This is a genomic window from Scrofimicrobium sp. R131 (assembly GCF_040256745.1).
GTDB lineage: Bacteria > Actinomycetota > Actinomycetes > Actinomycetales > Actinomycetaceae > Scrofimicrobium > Scrofimicrobium appendicitidis.
This window is the reverse complement of the sequence record NZ_CP138335.1, coordinates 465544-486674: the sequence shown is the minus strand read 5'-3', so window position 1 is coordinate 486674 and position 21131 is coordinate 465544. Positions and strand designations below refer to the sequence as shown.

The following is a 21131-nucleotide window of genomic DNA, read 5'->3' as shown; positions in this document are numbered from 1 at the left end:
ATTGTCGGGTCCTTCCTTGGACTTACTGAGGACACTACCCGCCCAGACCCGCCTCGCCAACCCCTTCCAGGTGAATGTTGGATGTTCGAGCGGATTAGCCGGTGTTCTGCAGCCCGGCCGACACGCCAGAAACAGACAGCAGGAGCAGATGCTCCCACTCGGGACCGGCCTCCTCGTCCGAGCGCAGCATTCTCAATGCGCGCAGCTGGATCAGAGAAAGCGCATCCACATAGGGGCTCCGCAACTCCACCGCCCGCCGTAGGGCCGGCCGATTCTCCACCAGCTTCTCGCCTCCGACAATGCGAATCAGCCAGCTAGTGGTCAGGTCCATTTCCTCCAAAATCAGCTCGGTGAAGTCCGGCCGACCTCCGAGCTCCAAATAGCGCCTGGCAATTCGAGGGTCAGCCTTGGCCAGACTCATCCCCACATTATCAATCACCGTCCTGAACAGGGGCCATTCCTCATAGGCGCGACGAAGCAACTCCAAATCGCCTACCGCCTCAAGCGCCGACCCGAGCCCAAACCAGCCCGCCAGGTTGATCCGCGCCTGCGACCAGGCAAACACCCATGGAATGGCCCGCAGATCCTTCAACGATTCCACCGAGAGGCCGCGTCGAGCTGGTCGCGATCCCAGTTGCAGGCGCCCAATCTCCTCCATCGGGGTGACGGTGGCAAACCAGGGGGCAAACCCTTCCGCCTGAATCAGGGAATCAAACCGGGCCCGCGAAACCTTGCTCAGCTGGTCCGCCACCGCGGAATATTTGGTCGCTGCCGCCACATTTCGCTGCTCAATCGAGGGGGCAATCGCCATTAGGCTCGCAGCCGCCACCTGGTCAATGTGGCGCATGGCAATAGTTGGATCGCCGTAACGAGCAAAAATTACCTCGCCCTGTTCCGTGAGTTTGAACCGCCCCTCAACCGAATGTGGGGGCTGAGCCAAGATCGCGGTATTGGTGGGCCCTCCACCTCGTCCAAGTGTTCCGCCGCGGCCGTGGAACAGGGTCAGTTCGAACCCGCGAGCGCGCGCCCACTCGGCCAGTTCCGCCTGCGTGTCATAGAGGGCCAAGTTGGCGGCCACCGGGCCAACATCCTTCGACGAGTCAGAGTAGCCGAGCATCACCTCGAGCTGACCCCCGGTCTGCTCCAGCCGAGCCTTGAACTGAGGGAGCTCAACTGCCTCAGACATAACCGCCCGGGCGCTCCGCAAGTCGTTGTAGGTTTCAAACAGAGGGATCACGTCGAGCGTGACTTCCGCCCCCGCGTACTCGGCCAAGCGGTAGACCGCCGCCAGGTCTTCAGCCGACCTGGTGAATGACACAATGTAGCGACCGGCAGCGCGAGGACCATATCGATGCTGAATCTGGGCCACTGCGCGGAAAACGTCCAGCACCTCCCGGGTCTGATCCGAAAGTTCACCGCCAGCTTCGAGTTCCGCCAGCGCCTCACCGTGCACCTGCGAATGTTGGCGTACCTCAAGCTCGGCCAGATGAAAACCAAACGTCTCCACCTGCCAAATCAGCACCTGCAACGACCCGTACGCCTGCCGGTTTGCGCCCGCTAACACCAGGGATCGCTGGACAATCTGCAGGTCTGCCAGCAGTTCGTCAGGGTGCGCGTAAGCCAGGTCGGCGTTCCTGGTGCGGGTGGCGGCAATGCGGGTCGCAATCAGCATCAGCACCTGCTTGTGCGACTCGTTGGGAGCGCGCACTTCGGCGTCAGCCGCCCCCACCTCGTCAATCATTGCCAAACGCTGCCAGAGATCCTGCAACTCAGGAGAAGCCGGCGTTTCGTCCGCCTCGAGCGTGATGGAGCGAGCGATCCGCTCCGCGGTGGCCTGGAGGCCGCGAAGGACGTGATCGGAAGCAATCGCCATTGCCTTCTTGGTGATTGACGCCGTCACAAACGGGTTCCCGTCACGGTCACCGCCCACCCAGGTCCCTAACCGCATGAACGGTTGAACTATGGGCTGCTCACGGCCTGCGTTCTCGCCCTGAAGCGAGTCGTCAACGTAGCGGTAAATCCGCGGAATGGTGGTGAAGAGCGTCTCGTCGAAGATGGCCATGAGGGAGCGGACTTCGTCCTCCGGGCCGGGCTGAATGGAACGTAGCGGAGCGGTGCGCCAGAGTGTGTCGATCTCTTCGAGGAGTCGGCGCTCCATCCGGAGTTCCCCCGCCTCGTCCAGAGTTGTGAACGCTCTCTCTGCCAACAGAGCCGACAGACGGCGAACTGACGAGGCCACCGCTCGGCGGCGAGCCTCGGTTGGGTGAGCGGTAAACACCGGGTGAAATCGAAGGTGTTCGAGGTGACGGCGCGCGGCCTCCTCGCCAATTTCCTGGCTGAGTTGGGCAATCGCCTTGGGAATGGTGTCTACCGCCCCCTCCACTTCGGGGCGGCCCTCCCGCACCTGACGAATGCGCTGCATTTCCTCCGCCAGGTTGACGAGGTGGAAGTACACTGTGAACGCTCTCGCCACCTCATCGGCCCGCTGCACGGTGAATGACTCGGCAATCTCGGCAGCCTGGGCAAAAGCCTCCGGGGAGTCGTCCCGGTAGGCGGCAATCGTCGCGTGGCGGAGCGCCTCAACATCCTCAAACAGACTGGGAGAGCCACTCTCGCTCAGGACCCGGCCGAGCAGCGTTGTTAACAGCCGGACATCGGCCCTAATCTGCTCCGGCAACTCATCGGTACTTGCATTGGTCCTCAGTTCAGGCATAGGAAAACACTAGCGCGTGCCGGGACTTAAGTCAGGCTTAGTTCAGGCCCTGAGCTCGACTGGTCGAACTTGTGCGACCAGTCGCGGGTCTGAGTAGGATTCGCAGCGCTGACCTGCGGAACCCTTTCCGGACCCACCACGTTCAACCTGCTGGTTTGGAGCCGATCGCCTTCACACCCTCGTCTCCATCGCGAAAGGACAACTGGCGAGCCAAGCTCTAAACCAAGGGCCTAACCAGGACACCCTTGAGTGCTACTGAGCGAAGCTCTCGTAGTTTGGATCTTCGAAACGTTCCCTCTCGCATATCTCCGTCCCCTCCAGGAGTTGCCACCAAACTCTGCTTGCATCCATAAACTCAACACTGGTGATCATCTTCATCCCCTTGCCTCGAAGCAGGAGCTCTACCCCCTCATCGAGCCGGTCATAGTCGATTAGCGGCCCCCATTTGTACTGTGGATGGCTGGGTGCAATAAATCGTCCTGGAAGCAACGCGCCCAGCTTCAGGGGAGGGTTCTTCACCCTGGTTCCAAGGTGTTGACTGTGAACGGTAACATCGTAAATTGGTTTTGAGGAGGCATTCACCAGGAATATCGACCATGCTTCACTTTCGGGGCGGCCCCTGAGTTTTGCTCCCAAGGCAAAAACCAATTCAGCTTGCTCTCGATGCTTGGCTGCTGCGAGTTGCTGGTCGCGGTCCTTCTCGACTTTGAGCAGGTTTTTGCTCACACGCCACGCAACGCAGGCCGCGAAGACTGCCATACCCCCGCCAACAGCACTTACCCACTCTGCAACACTTCCCCAATCCAACTGACTATCTCCTCTTCTCATATTTTGCGTCGCCCACCGAAGTCTGTTTGCCTTTGCAAAGAAACGACATGGCACACCAGCCCTGCCCGGCACACCGCGAAACTCAGGAGCAATACTCCGGCTCCAAAGAACTGTTGCTGGTGGGCACACAGGCCCTGATTTGATTGGGCTGTGGGCTGCCGCCAGGTGGCAACTACGGCCGAGAGTATCTGGGGGTCATGGGAGAGGACCGGGGTTCGCAAACGAACAGCAAATGAGCAGCACCGACGACTGGGCACAAATTCCCGACCAGTCAGCAATTTGGGTCAAGCTCCTCAGACTCCACCCACCAAGAGCAGCAAATGAGATCAAGCAGGCACCCTTGGTTTTACCGTCCAATCGCGGACTAAACCGCGCTACTGTACCCCGCACTGAACCTCGTAGTCTCGTTTAATCCCAACGGTTGCTTGGCCCCATTCGCTCGCTTTTGCCCGCGTCTGGTGATCTGCAAATTCGCGCTCATCGGAAAACTTCTCGGCAACCATCCAAACAAGCGGATCCTCGGTTTGCTCGACTCGAAAAGATAGACATCCTGCCTCGGCCAGCGTCAATTCGATGTGATTGGGCAGGTAGCGCTCCACAATTTCGACTTCGTCTCTGCCCTGGCAAATCAGGTAGCCCGCCAGTTGGACCGCGTCCGATGTTTTGACCATGCAGTTATTATTTCGCCCGAGCCATACTCCTTTTCCCCTGCGACACCAATGGCTCGGTACGTAATCGGAGCCCTTTTACATGCGCGGCACAAGAGTTCGGGCCGGCACACCTCCACGAACATCGGAGGAACTTGGCAGCACACCCATCCAGCGCCACCAGCAGCGCAGCCAGCGGCGCCTACCCGCACACCTGCACAAGGCAATCCCCGCGTCGAGTGCTCCAGACAGGTTGGGCCTCTAGCAACCAACCTGGCACTCATTCAAGCGTCAGCAAGAAGCACCAATGCCCGACAAGCGCCGTTCCATAGCGAACGGCTGACTACGACATGTGAGACTGGACCCCATGACATCACCGATAGGCAAGTGGGAAGACGCAGTTGCAGATTTGTGGCGAAACTTTGACTCGCTCAACCAGGACGAAGGCATCCGCGCGATGCGGGAGCTTGCTGCTTCCTGCCCTGTTTCCGATGGCCGCGCCTCCTTCGAGTTAGCCAGCATGTTCGACGCGATGGATTACGAGGCAGAAGCAGCAGCGGAATACCGGCGCGCACTTGAGCTTGGTCTGGATGACGCTCGACACGCTCAGCTCGCAGTTCAGTACGGCTCAACTCTCCGCAATCTCGGCCAACTAGATGAGGCAATCGCCGTTCTGAGCGCCGCACCAGCACACGAATCAACGGGCACAGCTCCTCGCATCGTACTCGCCCTTGCTCTCCATAGCGCGGGCAGGAAAGACGAAGCCCTTCGCGTGGCAATCGAGTCACAAATCGAGTTCCTACCGCAGTACCACCAGTCCATGCGTGAATATGCTGCCGCGCTCACCGACGCTGCCCCTTGCGACGACCCCACTCACAATTAAGAGTGGCATCCACTATATCCAGAGCGAATGCAATCTTGGGGGCTGACTCTACTCACCAACAATCTATAGTCGACCGGTCGATTACCGAGGGGTGGGTCGGAACCATCAGTCGCCATCGTCCCCAGTCGACCAGAATGGTCCCAGCGAGTTCCTAGTGGGTGAGGATCGCGATCGAATAATCCTTCACGCACCGACCTCCTAAGGGTCCACCAGTTTGACGCCGGTGTGCTGGAAGGCTTTCAAGTTGCGAGTGGCGCAAACTGCACCGTGCACCAGGCAGATCGCGGCGACTTGCGCATCAGCGGTACTGATCGGCGCTCCCGCACTCTCTCGAGCCACAAGCACGTCGGCGCAACGGTCGGCGGCCACGTCATCGAAAGGTAGCACGGCGTGGCCGCCTCGGTACGGTGCGATCGCCGCGTCGATGCGCCTGGCCAGCTCATCCCTGCGCCGACCGTCGGGCAAGCGCCGCACACCCGCCAGCAGCTCCGCGAGAGTCACAGACGTAATCGCCACGTCACCGTCCAGGGACTCAAGCCAGTCCACCACCCGGCGCTCAGGAGATGGTCGAGAGATCTCCGAGATGACGGTCGTGTCGAGAACGATCACCCGAAGTCCCCCGCTCGCGCCACGTCATCACGCTCTGGGATTAGCAGATCTTCGACTCCACCAACCTCCCGAGCGGCTGCCAGTAACGCAACACCAATGTGCGGCCTGCGCACTTCCTTGGTCAGGATGGCCCGAACCTCAGCCTCCATGGATTGACCGTGCTCCTTCGCCTGCGCGGCAAGTTGTTGTTTCACGGCATCGTCAAGACCACGAACGATGATGGATGACATCGGCAACCACCTTCTCTGATATCAATCATGATTGCATCGTGTGCAACAACCTTCCCAGAGGCGGGGCCCCGCTACGACACCGCCTCGGGTCCCTCATGACCAGGGAACCGAGGCGATGATCGGATCAACGATCGAGAGAGCTGATTACACGTTAAACCGAAACTCCACCGGGTTCCGGCACGGAGGACCATCATGCTGAGTACAGGATCTCAGTGCTCTCGCGAGGCGAGTAGTTCCGGGTGAATGCGATCTCGTTCTGGACCCACACCTCGTCCCACAGTCGCGAATGGTCGCGACCCAGCGCCTCATCCCGTCTTATCCCACGCTCACGAGCGACCTCGAGCGGGACATCCATCCAGATCGTCAGGTCCAGAGCAGGGAGTGCCTCCGGATGGACGAGTCCGATGAGGTCGACGACGAGCACTTCTCCCCCAGGTACAGGCTCCGGCTCGCCGAGTTCACGCCGCGACCAGTCGTACCGACGGAAGCTGCCCTCACGCTCGTCACGGAAGGGAGCAAGGACTTCGTTGATGAGTCGACGGCGATCGACTCCATCCCAGTCGCCAGATCGACAATGCGATCGTGAAGGGTCCAGGAAGTCATCGCCTCGCATCCGGACCATTGCTGAGTCACCGTCGCCGACCTCGCTCCAGTCGCCTTGCGGCGATCATTTGGCTCAGCTGCGAGACGTCAGCGAGCAGCCGCAACGCCGGGGATGCAACGCTCATGCGACCTTCAGCGGGTTGATCGCTTCCACCTCATCGGCTACGCGATCCCGCGCGACCTCCAACTCGTACCGGCTCTGAAGGTTCAGCCAGAACTGGGGGTCCAACGCAAAGTAGCGCCCGAGCCGTAGAGCAGTGTCTGCAGTGATCGCACGCTTCCCGTGCACGATCTCGTTGATCCGGCGGGGCGGGACGCCAATCGCGACGGCCAGCTTGTGCTGCGTGATACCGAATCCCCCGATGAAATCCTCCATCAGAACCTCACCGGGATGGATGGGTGGGTAAAGCTTCTCGGACATCGTTCCTCCTCGATGATAGTCTTCGATCTTCACGTCCTTGGGACCCGCATCCGTCCACCGGAAGCAGATCCGCCATTGGTCATTGATACGGATGCTGTGCTGGCCGGCCCGGTCACCCTTCAGGGCCTCAAGGCGGTTGCCCGGTGGAACCCGCAGAGCCTCCAACGTCGGTGCGGCATCCAGGAGATGCAGCTTCCTGTTGGCGACCTTGTGGATCCGAGGATCAAGCCGCTTCGCAGGCTCGCGGAGCCACACATGCTCCGTCTCCCGGTCGGCGAACGATCTGATCACATCAAAAGCATGCCAGACATAACGCGATCCGTCAATAACGCTACACGTTAAACCGAAACTCCACCACGTCGCCGTCGTGCATGACGTAGTCTTTGCCCTCCATCCGCACCCGCCCCTTGGCGCGCGCCTCAGCGACCGAGCCGAACTCGACCAGGTCCTCAAAGCTGACCACCTCGGCCTTGATGAATCCCTTCTGGAAATCAGTGTGGATCACCCCGGCCGCCTGCGGCGCGGTGTCCCCCTGATGAATCGTCCAGGCGCGCGCCTCCTTCGGGCCCGCGGTCAGGTAGGTCTGCAATCCCAGCGTGTGGAAGCCGACTCGGGCGAGCTGGTCAAGGCCGGATTCGGCCTGCCCCGCCTCGGCCAGCATCTCCTTGGCGTCCTCTTCGTCCAGCTCAACCAGTTCCGCCTCGAAGGCCGCGTCCAGGAAGATCGCATCGGCCGGAGCCACCATTTGCCGCAGTTGTTCTTGCAGCTGCTGGTCCTCCATCGCCGCCGAGTCCATATTGAACACGAAGATGAACGGCTTGGTGGTCATGAGCTGGAACTCGCGCAAGATCTTCGGATCCAGTTTGGATCCGGCCGGCCCGGACAGCAGCTCGCCTTTTTCGAGGAGTTCCAGCGCCTTGGTTGCGGTGGCGAGCACTTCGGGGTCAGCCTTTTTGGCTCGCACTTCTTTTTCGAGGCGGGGCAGGCGGTTTTCCAGCGTCTGGATGTCGGCCAGGATGAGCTCGGTGGAAATCGTCTCGATGTCCGCAGCCGGGTCGACTTTTCCGTCGACGTGGACCACGTCCGGATCGGCGAAGACTCGCGTAACCTGGCAGATCGCGTCGGCTTCCCGGATGTTGGCCAGGAACTGGTTCCCCAGCCCCTCCCCCTCGGATGCCCCGCGCACGATGCCGGCGATGTCAACGAACGAGACGGTGGCGGGCACGATCCGCTCGGAGCCGAAGATTTCCGCCAGCTGGTTCAGGCGGGGATCCGGGAGCGGAACCACCCCCACGTTCGGCTCAATGGTCGCGAACGGGTAGTTGGCGGCAAGCACGCTTGCCCGGGTCAGAGCATTAAACAGGGTCGACTTGCCAACGTTGGGCAGTCCCGCGATTCCGATAGTCAAAGACACGTGTCCAGCATACCGAAAATCTCCAGTTCACTGACTGGGCGCAATAGTCCGACCAGTCGGCACTAGCGGGTGTGGTTCTTGGACGGAACCCGCCCCCCGGGCACCTGCGCGGGCAAAAGCCCCTCGGACACCAGCGCGTTCTTCAGGTTCCTCGGCAGGGCAAACGTGGTGGTTTCCACTTGGGTGCGAACTTCCTCCACCTCGCCGAATCCGTGCTCGCCCAACCAGTCGAGCACGTCGCGCACCAGAATCTCCGGAACGGAGGCGCCGGAGGTCAGTCCGACCCGCGTCACACCGTCGAACCATTCCGGCTGCAGCTCACTGGCGGCGTCGAGCCGATAGGCCCGCTCCGCCCCGTGATCCTTGGCCACCTCGACCAGCCGCACCGAGTTGGACGAGTTGGCCGAGCCGACCACCAGCATCACTTCCACCTGCGGCGCGATTGCCTTCACGGCCTCCTGCCGATTCTGGGTGGCGTAGCAAATGTCATCCGATGGCGGATCCTGCAGCTTGGGGAACCGTTCCCGGAGCCGGCGCACCGTTTCCATCGTCTCGTCGACCGACAGGGTAGTTTGCGAAATCCAAACCACCCGCTCGGGATCTCGAACCACGACCTGATCCACCTCGTCGGGCCCACCGACCACCTGAATGTGGTTAGGCGCCTCTCCCTGTGTGCCCTCCACTTCCTCGTGGCCGACGTGGCCCACCAGGATAATGTCGTATTCTTCGCGCGCGAACCGGACCGCCTCCCGGTGAACTTTGGTCACCAGCGGGCAAGTCGCGTCAATCGTCAACAGGTCGCGAGCCGCCGCCGACTCACGCACCTGCGGCGAAACCCCGTGGGCGGAGAAGACGAGGTGGGAGCCGGGCGGCACCTGGTCGGTTTCCTCCACGAAGATGGCTCCCCGACTGGTCAGTGTCTCCACCACAAACTTGTTGTGCACAATTTCTTTCCGCACGTAGACGGGGGCGCCGTACAGTTCCAGCGCGCGCTCGACCGCTTCGACCGCCCGATCCACCCCGGCGCAGTAGCCGCGGGGGGCCGCCAGCAGAACTTTCCGAGTATTCAGGTTCGGGACCAAAGTTTCACTCATGCCTTCCATGCTACCCGTCAGCAGGTTTTCCACAGCGTGAGGGTGGCAACTGTCATCTGTCGGAGGTTGGTGGCAACCTAGGAGGGTGAACAGTTACCAACCGGCCCCGGATCCCCAGCGCCAGCTCGCGCCCCTGGCGGGACAGACGACCCCGGACAACCCGTGGCCGTTGCGCCTGCTCGCCCAGAAGATGCGTGAGTATGTCGACCGGATGCCCGCCCTCTGGGTCGAAGCCCAAATTATGGAGTACAAACCCCGCCCGGGGACCCGGATGGCTTTCTTCGTCATTCGCGACACGGATGCGGACGTGTCCATCAACGTCACGACTTTTCCCGGCGTGGTCGAGGCGGCCGGGCCTGGTTTTGAGCCGGGCGCCCGGGTCATTTTGCAGGTTAAGCCCAATTTCTGGGAAACCCGGGGGAACCTGTCGCTGCGGGCTGGCAAGATTCTGATTGAGGGCGAGGGGGACCTCCTGGCTCAAATTGAGCAGTTGCGCCGTCAGCTGGCGGCCGAAGGGCTGTTCCGCCCCGAGCACAAAGTGCCCCTCCCATTCATTCCCCAGCGGGTGGGCCTGATTTGCGGCCGGAACGCCAAGGCCCGTGAGGACGTGGTGGTCAACGCTCTGGCCCGTTGGCCCGCCACCCAGTTTGAGATCCGGGAAGTTGCGGTACAGGGCGAACGGTGTGTGGATGAGGTCAGCGCCGCCATCCAGGAGCTTGATGCCCACCCGGAGGTCGACGTCATCGTGGTCACGCGCGGGGGCGGATCGGTGGAGGACCTGCTGCCGTTCTCGGACGAACGGCTGGTTCGAGCGGCGTTTGTCTGTCGCACGCCTTTGGTTTCCGCCATCGGACACGAGGAGGACGCCCCCCTCCTGGATTTGGTGGCCGACTATCGGGCCTCAACCCCAACGGATGCCGCTCGGCGGATCGTACCGGACGTGGTCGAACTGCAAACCCAACTCCAGCAGGGGATGGTCCGCCTTCGAAGCGCGGTCGACCGTCGCCTCGCCCGGGAACGCGAACTGTTGAGCCAACTGACTTCACGACCGGTCATGGTTCATCCGGGCGCCCCGCTGGAGCAGCAACGCCAGCTAATTGCGGCCGAGCAGTTACGCCTGGGCGCGGCCCTCACCCGCCGGGTCAGTCGGGAGGAAGGCCTGCTCACCGGACTGCAGTCTTCCCTCCGGGCACTCTCCCCGCAGGCAACCCTGGCCCGCGGCTACACAATTTTGCGGGCCCCGGGCGGCCAGATCGTCCGCAGCGCCAACGATCTGCAGCGCGGGGACCTGCTCGAAGGGGTGCTGGCCGAAGGCACCTTCATCGTCAAGGTGATGGGAGTGAACCCGGAGGGAACCATCGCCCCGACCGCTCCCACCGACGCTGACTCCGACCCAACCAGACTGTAACCACGAAAGCCCGACTGTAATCACGAACGAAAGAGCCCTGATGAGCACTGCTGAACCCACCGACAACATTGCCGCCCTGACCTATGAGCAGGCCCGCGATCAGCTCCGCGACATCGTCCAGACCCTGGAGACTGGCAGCGCACCCCTGGAGGAGACGCTGAAACTGTGGCAGCGGGGTGAGGAACTTTCGCGTCATTGCCAACACATCCTCACCGCAGCCCAGCAGCGGATCGATCAGGCACTGCAGGGGAACCCGGATTCCAGCTCTCAACCGGTAGAATAGGACCGCTTGACACCCTAGCGTTGCGATGGAGGAACCGTGCCGGAGGCGAACCCAACTAAGGACCGCGCAGTCATCATTGGCGAGTCCCTGGTCGACCTAATCAAGTATGAGGGGACCGACCAGGTGCCGGTCGGACATCCCGGCGGTTCGCCCTACAACGTGGCATTGACCTTGGGGCGCCTCGGACAGTCGGTCAACCTGGTCACGGCGTTGGCTGACGACGACCATGGGTTGCAGGTGCTGCGCCACCTACACGAATCTGGCGTCCGCCTGGGGGCCGGCAGCTACGCACTTGACCGTACTTCCACCGCCCTGGCCCAGATCGACTCCTCCGGCTCCGCCTCGTATATCTTCGACTTTTCCTGGGTCCTCCCGGCCGAGGTGCCCATCCCACCCACGGCAGCCTTCGTCCATGCCGGGTCCATCTCCACCGCCACCGAGCCCGGGGCTGGCATCGTCCTGGAGACGCTCCGGCGGGCTCGGAACCAGGCACTGATCACTTACGATCCCAACGTCCGCCCCACTCTCACGCCCGATCGGGACCAGGTCCGCGCCCGGGTGGAAGAATTTGCCGCCTGCGCCGACCTGATCAAAGTCTCCGACGAAGACCTGGCCTGGCTCTATCCGGAGTCCAGTCTGGACGAGGTGGCTCGGGCCTGGTTCGAGCTATCCCCCGCCCAACTGGTGGTCGTCACCTGCGGCGGGGACGGGCCCACCGCCTGGCTTCGGTCGGGGGGCAAGGTCAGCTCACCACCCCAGCCGGTGAACGTGGTCGACACGGTCGGGGCGGGCGACTCCTTCATGGGCGGGCTGATCGACGCGCTTTGGCGCCGGGGCCTCACCTTCCGCGCGGGGGCGGATCGGCTCGACCACCTCGACGAGGCGGCAGTGAAAGACCTGCTGGACGAGGCGGGAGCGGTCGCGGCCATCACGGTTTCGCGAGCCGGGGCAAACCCACCCTGGTTGGCTGAACTAAAGCGTTAGCGCCCCCGTCGGCGTTCCCGCTGCGAGTAGGCGCGCAGCGCCCGCAGGAAGTCGACCCGGCGAAAGTCGGGCCAGTACGCCTCGCAGAAGTAGAATTCCGAGTGGGCCGCCTGCCACATCATGAACCCGGACAGGCGCTGCTCACCCGAAGTCCTGATTACCAGGTCCGGGTCGGGCTGACCTCGCGTGTACAGGTGTGCGGTGATGTCCTCATCGCTGAGCTCGCCTGCCACCTGTCCCAGAGTTTTCCCGTCCGCCTCCGCCTCGACCAGCAGTTCCCGCACCGCATCCACCAACTCGCGCCGCCCCCCGTAGCTAACCGCGATGTTCACCTGCATGGTGTCCAGAAACTCGGTGGTGGAAACGGCTTGGCGGAGCCGCTCAGCCGCGTCGGCGGGCAGCAGATCCAGATCGCCGACCAGGCTGAGCCGCCAGCGCTGGCGCCGCGCCAACGACTGCACGCTGCCAATGATGATTTCCAACAGTTGCTGCAGTTCGTCCTCGTCCCGCATCAGGTTGTCCGTCGACAGCATCCACAGGGTGACAACCTCCACCCCAAGTTCTTCGCTCCACTCCAGGAACTCGCCGATCCTGTCGGCACCGGCCTTGTGCCCCACACTGGGGGCCGAGCCAACCGCCCGCGCCCAGCGCCGGTTCCCATCGAGGATCACCGCGATGTGTCTGGGGATCGGAGCGTAGCGCAGGGCCCGTTGGAGTCGGCGCTCATACACCCCGTACAGAAGATTAACCGCCACTTGTTTCCTCCCCAGTTGGGTCCGGAGCTGCCTGAAGGCGGCTGGAAGCGCCTACTTGCGCCTCCGGGCAGTCATTGTATCGCACGGATCTCATTGTATTACCATGAATCTGACTTCAGATGGAAACGGTAGCTACCTAAGTTACGGTAGCGTAAGCTTGAGTTCGGACAGGCATCCAATACCACAGCGAACTATCTGTCGGAGGTACTCCCCATGCCAGTTGCATCGCTCAAACCGGTCGAATGGATTCCGGGTCAGCCGGTGAGCCAAAAGCCGCGCCTACGCGGTTGGATTCACCTGGTGGCAGCCCCGCTGTCAACAGCTGCCTCCATCGTCCTGTTGATCCTGGCACCCACCACCGCCACCAAGTGGGCCAGTGCAGTCTACCTGGCGTCGTCGCTGATCCTGTTCGGCGTCTCCGCCATGTACCACCTGTTCTACTGGACGCCTCCCCTGCAAGCTTTTTGGCGCCGCCTCGACCACTCCAATATTTTCCTGCTGATTGCCGGAACCTACACCCCCATCACGGTGGCGCTGCTTGAGGGAACTCAGCGCGTCGTCCTCCTTTCAATCGTTTGGGTGGGGGCCGCCCTCGGGATCCTGATCAACCTGACCTGGCCCAGCGCTCCCCGCTGGCTCTCCACCCTGATCTACGTCGTGCTCGGCTGGACGGCCATCTGGTTCCTCCCCTCTTTTTGGACCATCGGCGGGCCAGCTATCGTCATCCTGATCATTGTCGGCGGGGTCCTCTACACGATCGGCGCGGTGGTCTACGCTCTGAAGCGTCCGGACCCATGGCCGCACTGGTTTGGGTTTCACGAGATTTTCCACCTGTTCACGGTGCTAGCGTGGGCCTGCCAGTGCGTCGCTGCCTACCTGGCAATTCTGTAGCCCCACATTGGTTGGCCGGGAGGCTCCGGTCTCCGATTCCGGCATTGTCTTGATAAGCTTCTCTTATCTTTCGGCGCGGGCCCGCGCCGATTTTCATTTAGGAGGTAGTCGTGTCGGAAGCAAAGTGGCTCACTCAAGCCCAATACGACGCTATTAAGAACGAACTTCAGGACCGCGTGGAACGCCGGCGCCCGGAGATTGCCCGCCTGATCGAGGCAGCCCGCCAAGAAGGCGACTTGAAGGAGAACGGCGGCTACCAGGCTGCCCGCGAAGAGCAGTCCATGAACGAAACGCGGATCATCCAGCTGGAAGAGATCCTCAAGAACTCCGAGGTGGGTGAAACCCCCGCGGACGACGGCGTCGTTGAACCCGGCATGGTGGTCACCGCCAAGATTATGGGCAAAGAAGAGAAGTTCCTGCTCGGCTCGCGCAATGCCGGTGGCGACCTTGGGATCACCGTTTACTCACCGGAGGCCCCCCTCGGAAAGGCGCTGCTCGGCGCCTCACGCGGTGACACCGTCTCTTACGAGGCTCCCAACGGCAAGGAAATCGTCGTTGAGATTCTCGAGGTGATCCCCTACCAGGCGTAGGCACCGCTCAGTTTTTGGGGCGCCTCGGCTCCCCTCCCGGAGGCTTCGGTTGTCAGGCACGACCGGAGCCTCCTCCGCTCCCCGCCGCCGTTCCCACCGAGCCGAGTTCCCGCTAGAACTTTAGGATGGCCCCATGCGGAAGATTACTTTGAACTATCCGGCTCCCATCCCCGTGGGGCACCTGGTGGAGCTGACCTGGTTTGCCGATCAGCGCCCCGCACGAAAGCAGGATCGGCCGGACTGGACGATCCCGTCCGCGCACCCGGCGGTGCGAGACCTCGACACCGGAATCGCCTATCTGAACCTGGCCCACGTGTCGGCGGGGGCGAACGGCGGCAACCCCTTTGTTCCCCAAAACCTGCCCACCACCACCCGGTCCGACTTGGAGGTCCGCGAAATCCAACGCGGGCGGGTCGCCTCGTGCACCCTGGTTTACCTGGAGGGGCTGACCACTCAGCAAACTGTGCTCGAGGTGGAGCTCAGCTAGCCGGCCACCCGGCTGTCACCTCGCGCACCAGCCGGTGGCCGGCAATACCCGCGGCCGACTCGGCCATCAATGAGCGCCCGGCCCGGGTCTACCCAGCGCTTTCCGACCCGGCGCTTTCCGACTCGGCGCTTTCCGACTCGGACTTGCGCCGCAAAACCTTGACCGTCGAAGTGCCGGAGCGGTACGAGTTCTCAATTTGCTGGGCCAGCGTCCCGGGCGCTCCCCCCGGCCGATCTATGTCTGTGGCCAGGCTTGGCATCGGATCGTGATCGTGCAGGTAGAGCACCACCGAGTTGATGAAGGCCAGCAGCGGCACCGCGAACAGCGCGCCCGGAATCCCGGCCACCAGCGAGCCGATGGTCACCACCAGCACCACCGCCAGCGGGTGCAGCGAAACCGCGTGGCTCATCAGCAGCGGCTGCAGCAGGTTTCCTTCAATCTGCTGCACCGCCAGGACGACCACCAGCATAATGACGGCGGTGGTGAGCCCGTTGTTGACCAGGCCAATGAAGACCGCGATCCCGCCGGAAATGAACGCGCCGACAATGGGGATGAAGGAGAAGAAGAAGACCAGCACGGTGATCGGAATGGCCAGCGGGATCCCCAGGAAGAACGCACCCAAGCCGATCCCGATCGCATCAATGGCTGCCACCTGCACCTGCGTACGGACGTAGGAGCTCAGCGTTACCCAACCGCGGATTCCCGCCTCGTGCGTCTGTTCCCGCGCCGACTCGGGCAGGGTGCGCACAAACCAGATCCACATGGATCGGCCGTCTTTGAGCAGGAAGAAGAGCGCGAACACAACCACGATCGCGCTGGCAACGAGCCCGGCAGCGGACGAGGCGATTGACAGCGCCTCGGAAGCGATCGTGGAACTGTGGTCACGCAGGAAGCTCATCAACTGGGTCTGGAAGTCATCCAGGAGGTCGGAAACCCCCGTGTTTTCGGCCCCAAGCGCAGTGTCATTCAGCCAGAGCAGGAATTCGTTGATCCCTTCCAGCGTCTGGTTCACCAGCGAACGACTGTTGGAAATCAGCTGATTCGCCACCAGCGAGAAGATGCCCAGGATCAGCAGCACCCCCACTAGGAAGCCCACCACCGCCGCGCCGGTCTTCCCCATTTTGAGGCGGCGTTGAAGCCAGTTGACCAGCGGGTTCAGCAGGACTGCCAGCAGCAGCGCGATCAGCATGGAGATGACGGCGGTCCGAACTGGATTCAAAATCCACAGGATCACCGCCACCAGGCCAATCACCACCAGCAGACGCCACGACCAGGCCGCAGCTACGCGCAGAGCGCGGCTCACCGGCGGCGGGCCTGGGACATGCGCGTTGCCTTGTGTGGACATATTTCCTCCTGCACTACCGCTGGCTATGATTTTGCGGGACACTTGAAGTTGGTGCCTGGCACAAGACTAATATGTCCTGGTCACGCCGGCCTCTTCAGATTAGAAGGAACACAAAATGCCCGAACTTCATCCCGTCTTGCACACTCCGGTGGACTACCTGCCCCAGCCGGGCGAGGCGGTCATCTACCTGGCAGCCGGCTGCTTTTGGGGGGTTGAGCGCATCTTCTGGCAAACCCCGGGCGTGGTCGCCACCACCGTCGGCTACACCGGCGGACACACTAGCAATCCCAGCTACGTGCAGGTCTGCACCGGGACCACCGGTCACGCCGAGACCGTCCGGGTGGTCTACGACCGGTCGCAAATTACCGACGGGAAGATCCTCTCCATCTTCTGGGAGAATCACGACCCGACGCAGGGAAACCGTCAGGGCAACGACGTGGGCACGCAGTATCGCAGCGCCGTTTGGACCACTGACCGGGAGCAGGACGAGGCGGCCCACCAGATCCGGGAGGCCTACCAGCAGCGGTTGACCGCCGCCGGGTTTGGCGCCATCACCACCACCATTGAGCCTTTCGGACCCGAGCAGGTATTTTGGCCCGCCGAGGACTACCACCAGGCCTACCTGTGGAAAAACCCGAACGGATACTGCAACCACGGATTTAACGGCGTCGGCTGCCCGGTCGGTCTGGGGGCATAGCTAAGGGCCGGGGGATCCTCAGTGGGATTCCCCCGGCCCTCGCCAGCCAGCAGCTAGTTGGCGTCGACGATGTCCGTCACAAAGACCAGGGTGTCCCCACCCTTGATCCCGGCAGCGGGCTGACCGTAGGGGCCGTAGCCCAGGTACGAGGGGATGGACAGCAGCACGCGCGAGCCGACTCGCTGTCCTACCAGTCCGTCATCCCAGCCCTGAATGACCTGGCCCACGCCCACCTGGAAGGTGAGGGGGGCGCCGCGGTCGTAGGAATTGTCGAAATGGTTGCCGTTCCAGACCTGACCCAGGTAGTGGCACACCAGAGTGTCCCCGGCCTGAACTACCAGGCCCGTGCCCTCTTCCAGTACCTCTACCTGCAGGTCGGGGGAGGCAACCGCGGAGGTGAACTCCAGGGTCGGCTTGTCGCCATATTCTCCGGTGACGATAACGTTTTCCATCGTGATCCTTTCGAGGTTAGCGCGAGTTTACGTAGCTGAGGATGTTCAGGATCTCGACATACAGCCAGACCACCGTCACCATGATGCCGAAGGCGCAGGCCCAGGCGTACTTGGCCGGCACACCCTGCTCCACCCCCACCCGGGCTTGGTCAAAGTCCTGAATTAGGCAGATCGCGCCCACCACAACCGCAAACAGGCTAATCAGGATCGGCAGCGGAATGCCAAGCAGGTTGATACCTTCCCCACCAAACTGCATCCCGGGCACGCCCAGCAGGCCGAGAACCCAGATCAGCAGGCGGGAGCCGATGATGCCCAGCAGCGCGATCAGGGTGAACTTGGTCAGCTTCGGTGAGTTGCGGACTTTACCGGAGCTGAACAGCAGCAGGGTCACCGCGAACACCACCCCGGTGGCCACCACGGCCTGCAGCACCACTCCGGGCAGGATCTGTTCGGTCACGGAGGACAGTGCCCCCAGAGCCACGCCCTGCGCCAGCGAGTAGGCCAGGATCAGCGGGGGTCGAACCGTGCGCGAGAAGATGTTGACCAGAGCCAGAATCAGACCGGCCACCAGGCCGACCATCATCAGCACCATCCCGGTCTGCGGGTTAACCACCGTGGCGTACCAGGAGGCGGCGGCGCCGACCAGCAGGGTACCCAGGTTCAAAGCGGTCTTGACGATCACGTCATCCCAAGTCATCCGTCCGGTCTCGACGGCGGTGGCAGCAGGTTCGTAGTAGGCCTGCTGGGCTTGGGCAAATGCAGCCGGATCGTAGATCGGCTGCGCGGGCGCGGTTTGAGTGGTCGAAGGACCGCCTGGCTTGGCAGCCCATTCACCCTCGAGGCGGTTGAAAACCGGGTTGCTCATGTCTTGTGAGTATCCTTGCCTGTAGTCGGTTGAACTCCTTAACTCTACCGGGACCAACCCGACAGTGTTAGGGGCCAGTTCCAGCTCGTGAGCCGGGGTGTCCAATTTCGCTTAGGGCCGAGAAACCGCGTGGAACTGCGTTAAGTCATTCACCAGGGAGCTCTCAACTTGGATTCATCTTGGCAAAATCCGCCAAGGCTTTGACATATCTGCAGAATCTCTTAACCTGTTTATGGCAGTCCGTTGCAGAACGGTAAGCAACCATCACTGAAAGTATGACTTCTCAGCCTGACCATCACGAAGCTCATCTCCCCTCCGAACCGTCCGGCAGCATCGCTGAACCCGGATCCGGCTCCCCCCGAAGACCGTGGAAAACCAGGCGCAGACATCGTGTTCCCCGCGCGGTAGTTGAGCTGCTCGGTGCCGACGGCACCCTGCACCCGGCGTTGCTACCCGGGATTGGCGTCGCGGAAACGGATCGCCGCTTTGGAGTCGACTGGTGGGTGTTTGGGGTGGCGGGCGCATTCATCGCCCTGTTCGTCACCTTCGGCCTCAGCGATTCAGCCGCCCTTGGGGAACTGGCCAGCCGCGGGGTCAACTGGGTGTCGACTCACACCGGCTGGCTGTTCTCCCTCCTAACCGTCGCCGTGTTCGCGTTTATGATCGTGGTCGGCTACTCCTCCAAAGGGCGGATCCGCCTCGGAACCGATGAGGAGCGCCCGGAGTTCTCCACGTTCTCCTGGGTGGCCATGCTGTTTTCCGCCGGGATGGGGATCGGCCTGCTGTTCTTCGGGCCCTACGAGCCACTGACCTTCTTCCTCACCCCACCGCCGGCGTTCGACGTCGACCCCGGTACGGTCGACGCGATGCGCGCCGCCATGGCGCAGACACTGCTGCACTGGGGGCCGCTGGCTTGGTCCTACTATGCGCTGGTCGGAGGGGCGATCGCCTATTCAACCTACCGACGGGGCCGGTCGGCCGTCATCTCAGCCATCTTCGACCCGATCTTCTCGGACCGGCTGAAAGGCCCCCTCGGGCGCGTGATCGACATCTTCTCCATCCTGGTCACCCTGTTTGGCACGGCCGTCTCGTTGGGGATCGGCGCCCTGCAAATTGGCCGCGGCTTGGAGTTGGTCACGGGGATTGGGCCGGTGGGGAACACCTTGCTGATCTCCCTGATGGTGCTGTTGACCATTGCGTTCATTTTTTCGGCCGTCTCCGGCGTCAAACGCGGCATTCGCGCGCTCTCAAACATCAACATGTTCCTCGCGCTGGGGTTGGGACTATTCGTGTTCCTCGCCGGGCCGACCCTGTTCCTGCTGGACTTCATTCCCGCCTCGCTAATCAGCTTCTTCACCAACCTGGGCCCGATGCTGGGCGTTTTCTCCTCGGCCGATCAAACCAGTGCCGAGTTCATGTCCAGCTGGACCACCTACTACTGGGCCTGGTGGGTCTCCTGGACCCCGTTTGTCGGCATGTTCATCGCCAAAATCTCCCGCGGGCGCACCCTGCGCGAGTTCGTCACCGTGGTCATCATCATTCCCTCCCTGGTGTGCCTGCTCTGGTTTGGCACCCTGGGCGGCACCTCCATGTGGTTCGAGTCCCAGGGCCTGGAAATGAGCGGCGCCGCCAGCTCAGAAGACCTGCTGTTCCAACTGCTGGCCAAACTGCCACTACCAGTGGTGCTGAGCGTGATCGCCATGGCCTCACTGATGATCTTCTTCATCACCTCAGCCGATTCCGCCTCCATTGTCATGGCCTCCATCGCCGAGAAGGGACGGCCCACACCGTCGCGTCCCACCACGGTGGTGTGGGGGGTCGCCCTGTCAGCCACGGCCATCACCCTGTTCTTGGCCGGCGGAGCGGACGCGCTCAGTGCCCTGCAGGCTTTGGTAACCATTTCCGCCTTGCCGTTCGCTGTCATCCTGATCGGGCTGATGGTGGCGTGGTGGCGAGACCTGTCCACCGACCCGCTCGTCTTGCGCCGGGAGTATGCCACCGTCGCGATTGACGAAGGGATCCGGCGAGGCATCCGCCAGCACGGCGACAACTTCGCCTTCTCGGCGGGTCCGGTGGCCCCCGCCGACGGAGCAGGATCTTGGCTCGATTCCGACGACCCGGCCCTGACGCAGTGGTACGAGGATGCTTTGGTGGCAGCAGACGAAGCAACTGACGACTGGTCGGAAAACCCCGCCCAGTCGGGAAAACCTGAGTCGCAGGAGTAGGTGCCCACCCCGCCAGGTGCGGCTCGGTCCGGCCCCGTCGGGAAAGACCTATTGACTTCCGATGCTTATCGATCGATAATCGATATATGAAAGCAAGGGACGTGATTGTTGCTCAGGTGTCGCTGGCACTGCTGGCCGCCTTGAGCGTATGCGCGCAAATCCTGCTGGTTGCCGTCGCAGTGCAGACCGGACAGGACTATCCAGAAGTCGCTCACCTGGTAGGGCCATACTCGGTGGCCGCAGTGGCAACGGTTGGGAGCGGGCAGGTGCTGCTGGTCTGCCTCTCGCGGCTGCTGGCCGAGGCGGCCAAGGGACCGATTGGGCGCGGACAAGCACAGAAATGGTTGAAAGTAGCCCAGGTCGCAGTGGTAGTTGGCGTGGCTATTCCCCTCGCAGTCTGCGTCCACCTGCTGTTCTTCGTGCAGTTAGGTGGGCCAGCGGTGGTGATCGGCATTCCCACCAGTCTGATCGTTGGGTTTGCAGGGGTGTCTTGCCTGGCTGTGCTGCGCAAGGCGTTGGGGCGGATGCCCAATGCCGACTGGTCGCACTAGCCCGACCAGTCGGCGCAATCTGTTTTGGCGCGGCCAGTTTTGGTCCGGCAAACTCAGCTCGGTACCCCCAGTGGGACTCGAACCCACACTTGGTCGATTTTAAGTCGACTGCCTCTACCATTGGGCTATGGGGGCCTGGTAGCAACTGCCTCAGTT

Annotated in this window: 23 protein-coding genes, 1 tRNA gene and 1 pseudogene; 11 read left to right on the top strand and 14 right to left on the bottom strand. The window is 62.3% G+C overall.

The features are described 5' to 3' along the window. Nucleotides 1-94: 94 nt before the first annotated feature. The 3 genes from SAC06_RS02365 to SAC06_RS02355 all read right to left on the bottom strand — a co-directional run bounded on the left by SAC06_RS02365 (nucleotide 95) and on the right by SAC06_RS02355 (nucleotide 4212). Nucleotides 95-2713, bottom strand: a complete 2619-nt coding sequence (locus tag SAC06_RS02365; RefSeq protein ID WP_350258612.1) for a phosphoenolpyruvate carboxylase — start codon at nucleotides 2711-2713, stop codon at nucleotides 95-97. A 252-nt stretch (nucleotides 2714-2965) separates the two neighbouring features. Beyond that, nucleotides 2966-3472, bottom strand: coding sequence for a hypothetical protein (locus tag SAC06_RS02360; protein WP_350258611.1), 507 nt, complete (start codon nucleotides 3470-3472; stop codon nucleotides 2966-2968). 443 nt (nucleotides 3473-3915) lie between these two features. Beyond that, entirely contained in the window at nucleotides 3916-4212 is a 297-nt protein-coding gene (locus SAC06_RS02355; protein ID WP_350258610.1) for a putative quinol monooxygenase, read from the bottom strand. Between the two features lie 343 nt (nucleotides 4213-4555). On the opposite strand from SAC06_RS02355, the gene SAC06_RS02350 reads away from it, so the two are divergent. Continuing rightward, nucleotides 4556-5071, top strand: a complete 516-nt coding sequence (locus SAC06_RS02350; protein WP_350258609.1) for a tetratricopeptide repeat protein — start codon at nucleotides 4556-4558, stop codon at nucleotides 5069-5071. A gap of 198 nt (nucleotides 5072-5269) precedes the next feature. Here SAC06_RS02350 and SAC06_RS02345 read toward each other — a convergent pair whose 3' ends face one another. After that, entirely contained in the window at nucleotides 5270-5680 is a 411-nt protein-coding gene (locus SAC06_RS02345; protein ID WP_350258608.1) for a type II toxin-antitoxin system VapC family toxin, read from the bottom strand. Then, nucleotides 5677-5910 carry a FitA-like ribbon-helix-helix domain-containing protein gene (locus SAC06_RS02340; RefSeq protein ID WP_350258607.1) on the bottom strand — a complete coding sequence of 78 codons (234 nt, stop codon included), beginning with the start codon at nucleotides 5908-5910 and terminating at the stop codon, nucleotides 5677-5679. The genes SAC06_RS02345 and SAC06_RS02340 overlap by 4 nt, the downstream gene beginning before the upstream one ends. Before the next feature lie 286 nt (nucleotides 5911-6196). On the opposite strand from SAC06_RS02340, the gene SAC06_RS02335 reads away from it, so the two are divergent. After that, on the top strand, nucleotides 6197-6496 hold the full coding sequence (locus tag SAC06_RS02335; RefSeq protein WP_350258606.1) for a hypothetical protein: 300 nt from the start codon (nucleotides 6197-6199) through the stop codon (nucleotides 6494-6496). A 138-nt stretch (nucleotides 6497-6634) separates the two neighbouring features. Here SAC06_RS02335 and SAC06_RS02330 read toward each other — a convergent pair whose 3' ends face one another. The 4 genes and pseudogenes from SAC06_RS02330 to SAC06_RS02315 all read right to left on the bottom strand — a co-directional run bounded on the left by SAC06_RS02330 (nucleotide 6635) and on the right by SAC06_RS02315 (nucleotide 9442). Further along, the gene (locus tag SAC06_RS02330) at nucleotides 6635-6934 is read right to left on the bottom strand and encodes a HigA family addiction module antitoxin (protein WP_350259141.1); all 300 of its coding nucleotides are present in this window, start codon (nucleotides 6932-6934) and stop codon (nucleotides 6635-6637) included. 12 nt (nucleotides 6935-6946) lie between these two features. Beyond that, nucleotides 6947-7225, bottom strand: a pseudogene (locus SAC06_RS02325) (type II toxin-antitoxin system RelE/ParE family toxin); the annotation flags it as partial. Between the two features lie 40 nt (nucleotides 7226-7265). After that, on the bottom strand, nucleotides 7266-8348 hold the full coding sequence (gene ychF, locus SAC06_RS02320) for a redox-regulated ATPase YchF (protein ID WP_350258605.1): 1083 nt from the start codon (nucleotides 8346-8348) through the stop codon (nucleotides 7266-7268). 62 nt (nucleotides 8349-8410) lie between these two features. Then, a complete protein-coding gene (locus SAC06_RS02315) occupies nucleotides 8411-9442 on the bottom strand; it encodes a 4-hydroxy-3-methylbut-2-enyl diphosphate reductase (protein ID WP_350258604.1) in 1032 nt (343 codons plus the stop codon). Nucleotides 9443-9527: 85 nt separating this feature from the next. Here SAC06_RS02315 and xseA point away from each other — a divergent pair, with 85 nt between their 5' ends. Genes xseA through SAC06_RS02300 form a run of 3 tightly spaced genes read left to right on the top strand, consistent with a single transcriptional unit; the run spans nucleotide 9528 to nucleotide 12117 of the window. Next, nucleotides 9528-10850: an exodeoxyribonuclease VII large subunit gene (xseA, locus tag SAC06_RS02310; RefSeq protein WP_350258603.1), complete on the top strand. Its 1323-nt coding sequence runs from the start codon at nucleotides 9528-9530 to the stop codon at nucleotides 10848-10850. A 40-nt stretch (nucleotides 10851-10890) separates the two neighbouring features. Next, a complete protein-coding gene (locus SAC06_RS02305; RefSeq protein WP_350258602.1) occupies nucleotides 10891-11133 on the top strand; it encodes an exodeoxyribonuclease VII small subunit in 243 nt (80 codons plus the stop codon). Between the two features lie 36 nt (nucleotides 11134-11169). Beyond that, nucleotides 11170-12117 carry a carbohydrate kinase gene (locus SAC06_RS02300; protein ID WP_350258601.1) on the top strand — a complete coding sequence of 316 codons (948 nt, stop codon included), beginning with the start codon at nucleotides 11170-11172 and terminating at the stop codon, nucleotides 12115-12117. Here SAC06_RS02300 and SAC06_RS02295 read toward each other — a convergent pair. After that, nucleotides 12114-12872, bottom strand: coding sequence for an isoprenyl transferase (locus tag SAC06_RS02295; protein WP_350258600.1), 759 nt, complete (start codon nucleotides 12870-12872; stop codon nucleotides 12114-12116). The genes SAC06_RS02300 and SAC06_RS02295 overlap by 4 nt on opposite strands. Before the next feature lie 213 nt (nucleotides 12873-13085). On the opposite strand from SAC06_RS02295, the gene trhA reads away from it, so the two are divergent. The 3 genes from trhA to SAC06_RS02280 all read left to right on the top strand — a co-directional run bounded on the left by trhA (nucleotide 13086) and on the right by SAC06_RS02280 (nucleotide 14840). Beyond that, nucleotides 13086-13763, top strand: a complete 678-nt coding sequence (gene trhA, locus SAC06_RS02290; RefSeq protein ID WP_350258599.1) for a PAQR family membrane homeostasis protein TrhA — start codon at nucleotides 13086-13088, stop codon at nucleotides 13761-13763. 110 nt (nucleotides 13764-13873) lie between these two features. Further along, complete coding sequence (gene greA, locus SAC06_RS02285; protein ID WP_350258598.1) at nucleotides 13874-14353, top strand: transcription elongation factor GreA; 480 nt, start codon at nucleotides 13874-13876, stop codon at nucleotides 14351-14353. Between the two features lie 133 nt (nucleotides 14354-14486). Next, the gene (locus SAC06_RS02280; protein WP_350258597.1) at nucleotides 14487-14840 is read left to right on the top strand and encodes a hypothetical protein; all 354 of its coding nucleotides are present in this window, start codon (nucleotides 14487-14489) and stop codon (nucleotides 14838-14840) included. 88 nt (nucleotides 14841-14928) lie between these two features. Here SAC06_RS02280 and SAC06_RS02275 read toward each other — a convergent pair whose 3' ends face one another. Beyond that, the gene (locus SAC06_RS02275) at nucleotides 14929-16185 is read right to left on the bottom strand and encodes an AI-2E family transporter (protein ID WP_350258596.1); all 1257 of its coding nucleotides are present in this window, start codon (nucleotides 16183-16185) and stop codon (nucleotides 14929-14931) included. Nucleotides 16186-16300: 115 nt separating this feature from the next. Between SAC06_RS02275 and msrA the strand changes: the two genes are divergently transcribed. Then, complete coding sequence (gene msrA / locus SAC06_RS02270; protein ID WP_350258595.1) at nucleotides 16301-16882, top strand: peptide-methionine (S)-S-oxide reductase MsrA; 582 nt, start codon at nucleotides 16301-16303, stop codon at nucleotides 16880-16882. Nucleotides 16883-16935: 53 nt separating this feature from the next. On the opposite strand, the gene SAC06_RS02265 is transcribed toward msrA, so the two are convergent. Together SAC06_RS02265 and SAC06_RS02260 are read right to left on the bottom strand one after the other, a co-directional pair. Then, entirely contained in the window at nucleotides 16936-17334 is a 399-nt protein-coding gene (locus SAC06_RS02265; protein ID WP_350258594.1) for an FKBP-type peptidyl-prolyl cis-trans isomerase, read from the bottom strand. 16 nt (nucleotides 17335-17350) lie between these two features. Continuing rightward, on the bottom strand, nucleotides 17351-18199 hold the full coding sequence (locus SAC06_RS02260) for a Bax inhibitor-1/YccA family protein (protein ID WP_350258593.1): 849 nt from the start codon (nucleotides 18197-18199) through the stop codon (nucleotides 17351-17353). A gap of 275 nt (nucleotides 18200-18474) precedes the next feature. Here SAC06_RS02260 and SAC06_RS02255 point away from each other — a divergent pair, with 275 nt between their 5' ends. Continuing rightward, entirely contained in the window at nucleotides 18475-20424 is a 1950-nt protein-coding gene (locus SAC06_RS02255) for a BCCT family transporter (RefSeq protein WP_350258592.1), read from the top strand. A gap of 86 nt (nucleotides 20425-20510) precedes the next feature. Then, nucleotides 20511-20975, top strand: coding sequence for a DUF2975 domain-containing protein (locus tag SAC06_RS02250; protein ID WP_350258591.1), 465 nt, complete (start codon nucleotides 20511-20513; stop codon nucleotides 20973-20975). Nucleotides 20976-21037: 62 nt separating this feature from the next. Here SAC06_RS02250 and SAC06_RS02245 read toward each other — a convergent pair. Next, nucleotides 21038-21110: transfer RNA gene (locus SAC06_RS02245), tRNA-Leu, on the bottom strand. Between the last annotated feature and the right edge of the window lie 21 nt (nucleotides 21111-21131).

What these genes read in the sequence shown, in the direction of transcription:
- SAC06_RS02365 (WP_350258612.1), bottom strand. Translation starts at nt 2,713, where the DNA reads ATGCCTGAACTGAGGACCAATGCAAGTACCGATGAGTTGCCGGAGCAG.
- SAC06_RS02360 (WP_350258611.1), bottom strand. Translation starts at nt 3,472, where the DNA reads ATGGCAGTCTTCGCGGCCTGCGTTGCGTGGCGTGTGAGCAAAAACCTG.
- SAC06_RS02355 (WP_350258610.1), bottom strand. Translation starts at nt 4,212, where the DNA reads ATGGTCAAAACATCGGACGCGGTCCAACTGGCGGGCTACCTGATTTGC.
- SAC06_RS02350 (WP_350258609.1), top strand. Translation starts at nt 4,556, where the DNA reads ATGACATCACCGATAGGCAAGTGGGAAGACGCAGTTGCAGATTTGTGG.
- SAC06_RS02340 (WP_350258607.1), bottom strand. Translation starts at nt 5,910, where the DNA reads ATGTCATCCATCATCGTTCGTGGTCTTGACGATGCCGTGAAACAACAA.
- SAC06_RS02335 (WP_350258606.1), top strand. Translation starts at nt 6,197, where the DNA reads ATGGTCGCGACCCAGCGCCTCATCCCGTCTTATCCCACGCTCACGAGC.
- SAC06_RS02330 (WP_350259141.1), bottom strand. Translation starts at nt 6,934, where the DNA reads ATGTCCGAGAAGCTTTACCCACCCATCCATCCCGGTGAGGTTCTGATG.
- SAC06_RS02315 (WP_350258604.1), bottom strand. Translation starts at nt 9,442, where the DNA reads ATGAGTGAAACTTTGGTCCCGAACCTGAATACTCGGAAAGTTCTGCTG.
- SAC06_RS02305 (WP_350258602.1), top strand. Translation starts at nt 10,891, where the DNA reads ATGAGCACTGCTGAACCCACCGACAACATTGCCGCCCTGACCTATGAG.
- trhA (WP_350258599.1), top strand. Translation starts at nt 13,086, where the DNA reads ATGCCAGTTGCATCGCTCAAACCGGTCGAATGGATTCCGGGTCAGCCG.
- SAC06_RS02280 (WP_350258597.1), top strand. Translation starts at nt 14,487, where the DNA reads ATGCGGAAGATTACTTTGAACTATCCGGCTCCCATCCCCGTGGGGCAC.
- SAC06_RS02275 (WP_350258596.1), bottom strand. Translation starts at nt 16,185, where the DNA reads ATGTCCACACAAGGCAACGCGCATGTCCCAGGCCCGCCGCCGGTGAGC.
- msrA (WP_350258595.1), top strand. Translation starts at nt 16,301, where the DNA reads ATGCCCGAACTTCATCCCGTCTTGCACACTCCGGTGGACTACCTGCCC.
- SAC06_RS02265 (WP_350258594.1), bottom strand. Translation starts at nt 17,334, where the DNA reads ATGGAAAACGTTATCGTCACCGGAGAATATGGCGACAAGCCGACCCTG.
- SAC06_RS02260 (WP_350258593.1), bottom strand. Translation starts at nt 18,199, where the DNA reads ATGAGCAACCCGGTTTTCAACCGCCTCGAGGGTGAATGGGCTGCCAAG.
- SAC06_RS02255 (WP_350258592.1), top strand. Translation starts at nt 18,475, where the DNA reads ATGACTTCTCAGCCTGACCATCACGAAGCTCATCTCCCCTCCGAACCG.
- SAC06_RS02250 (WP_350258591.1), top strand. Translation starts at nt 20,511, where the DNA reads ATGAAAGCAAGGGACGTGATTGTTGCTCAGGTGTCGCTGGCACTGCTG.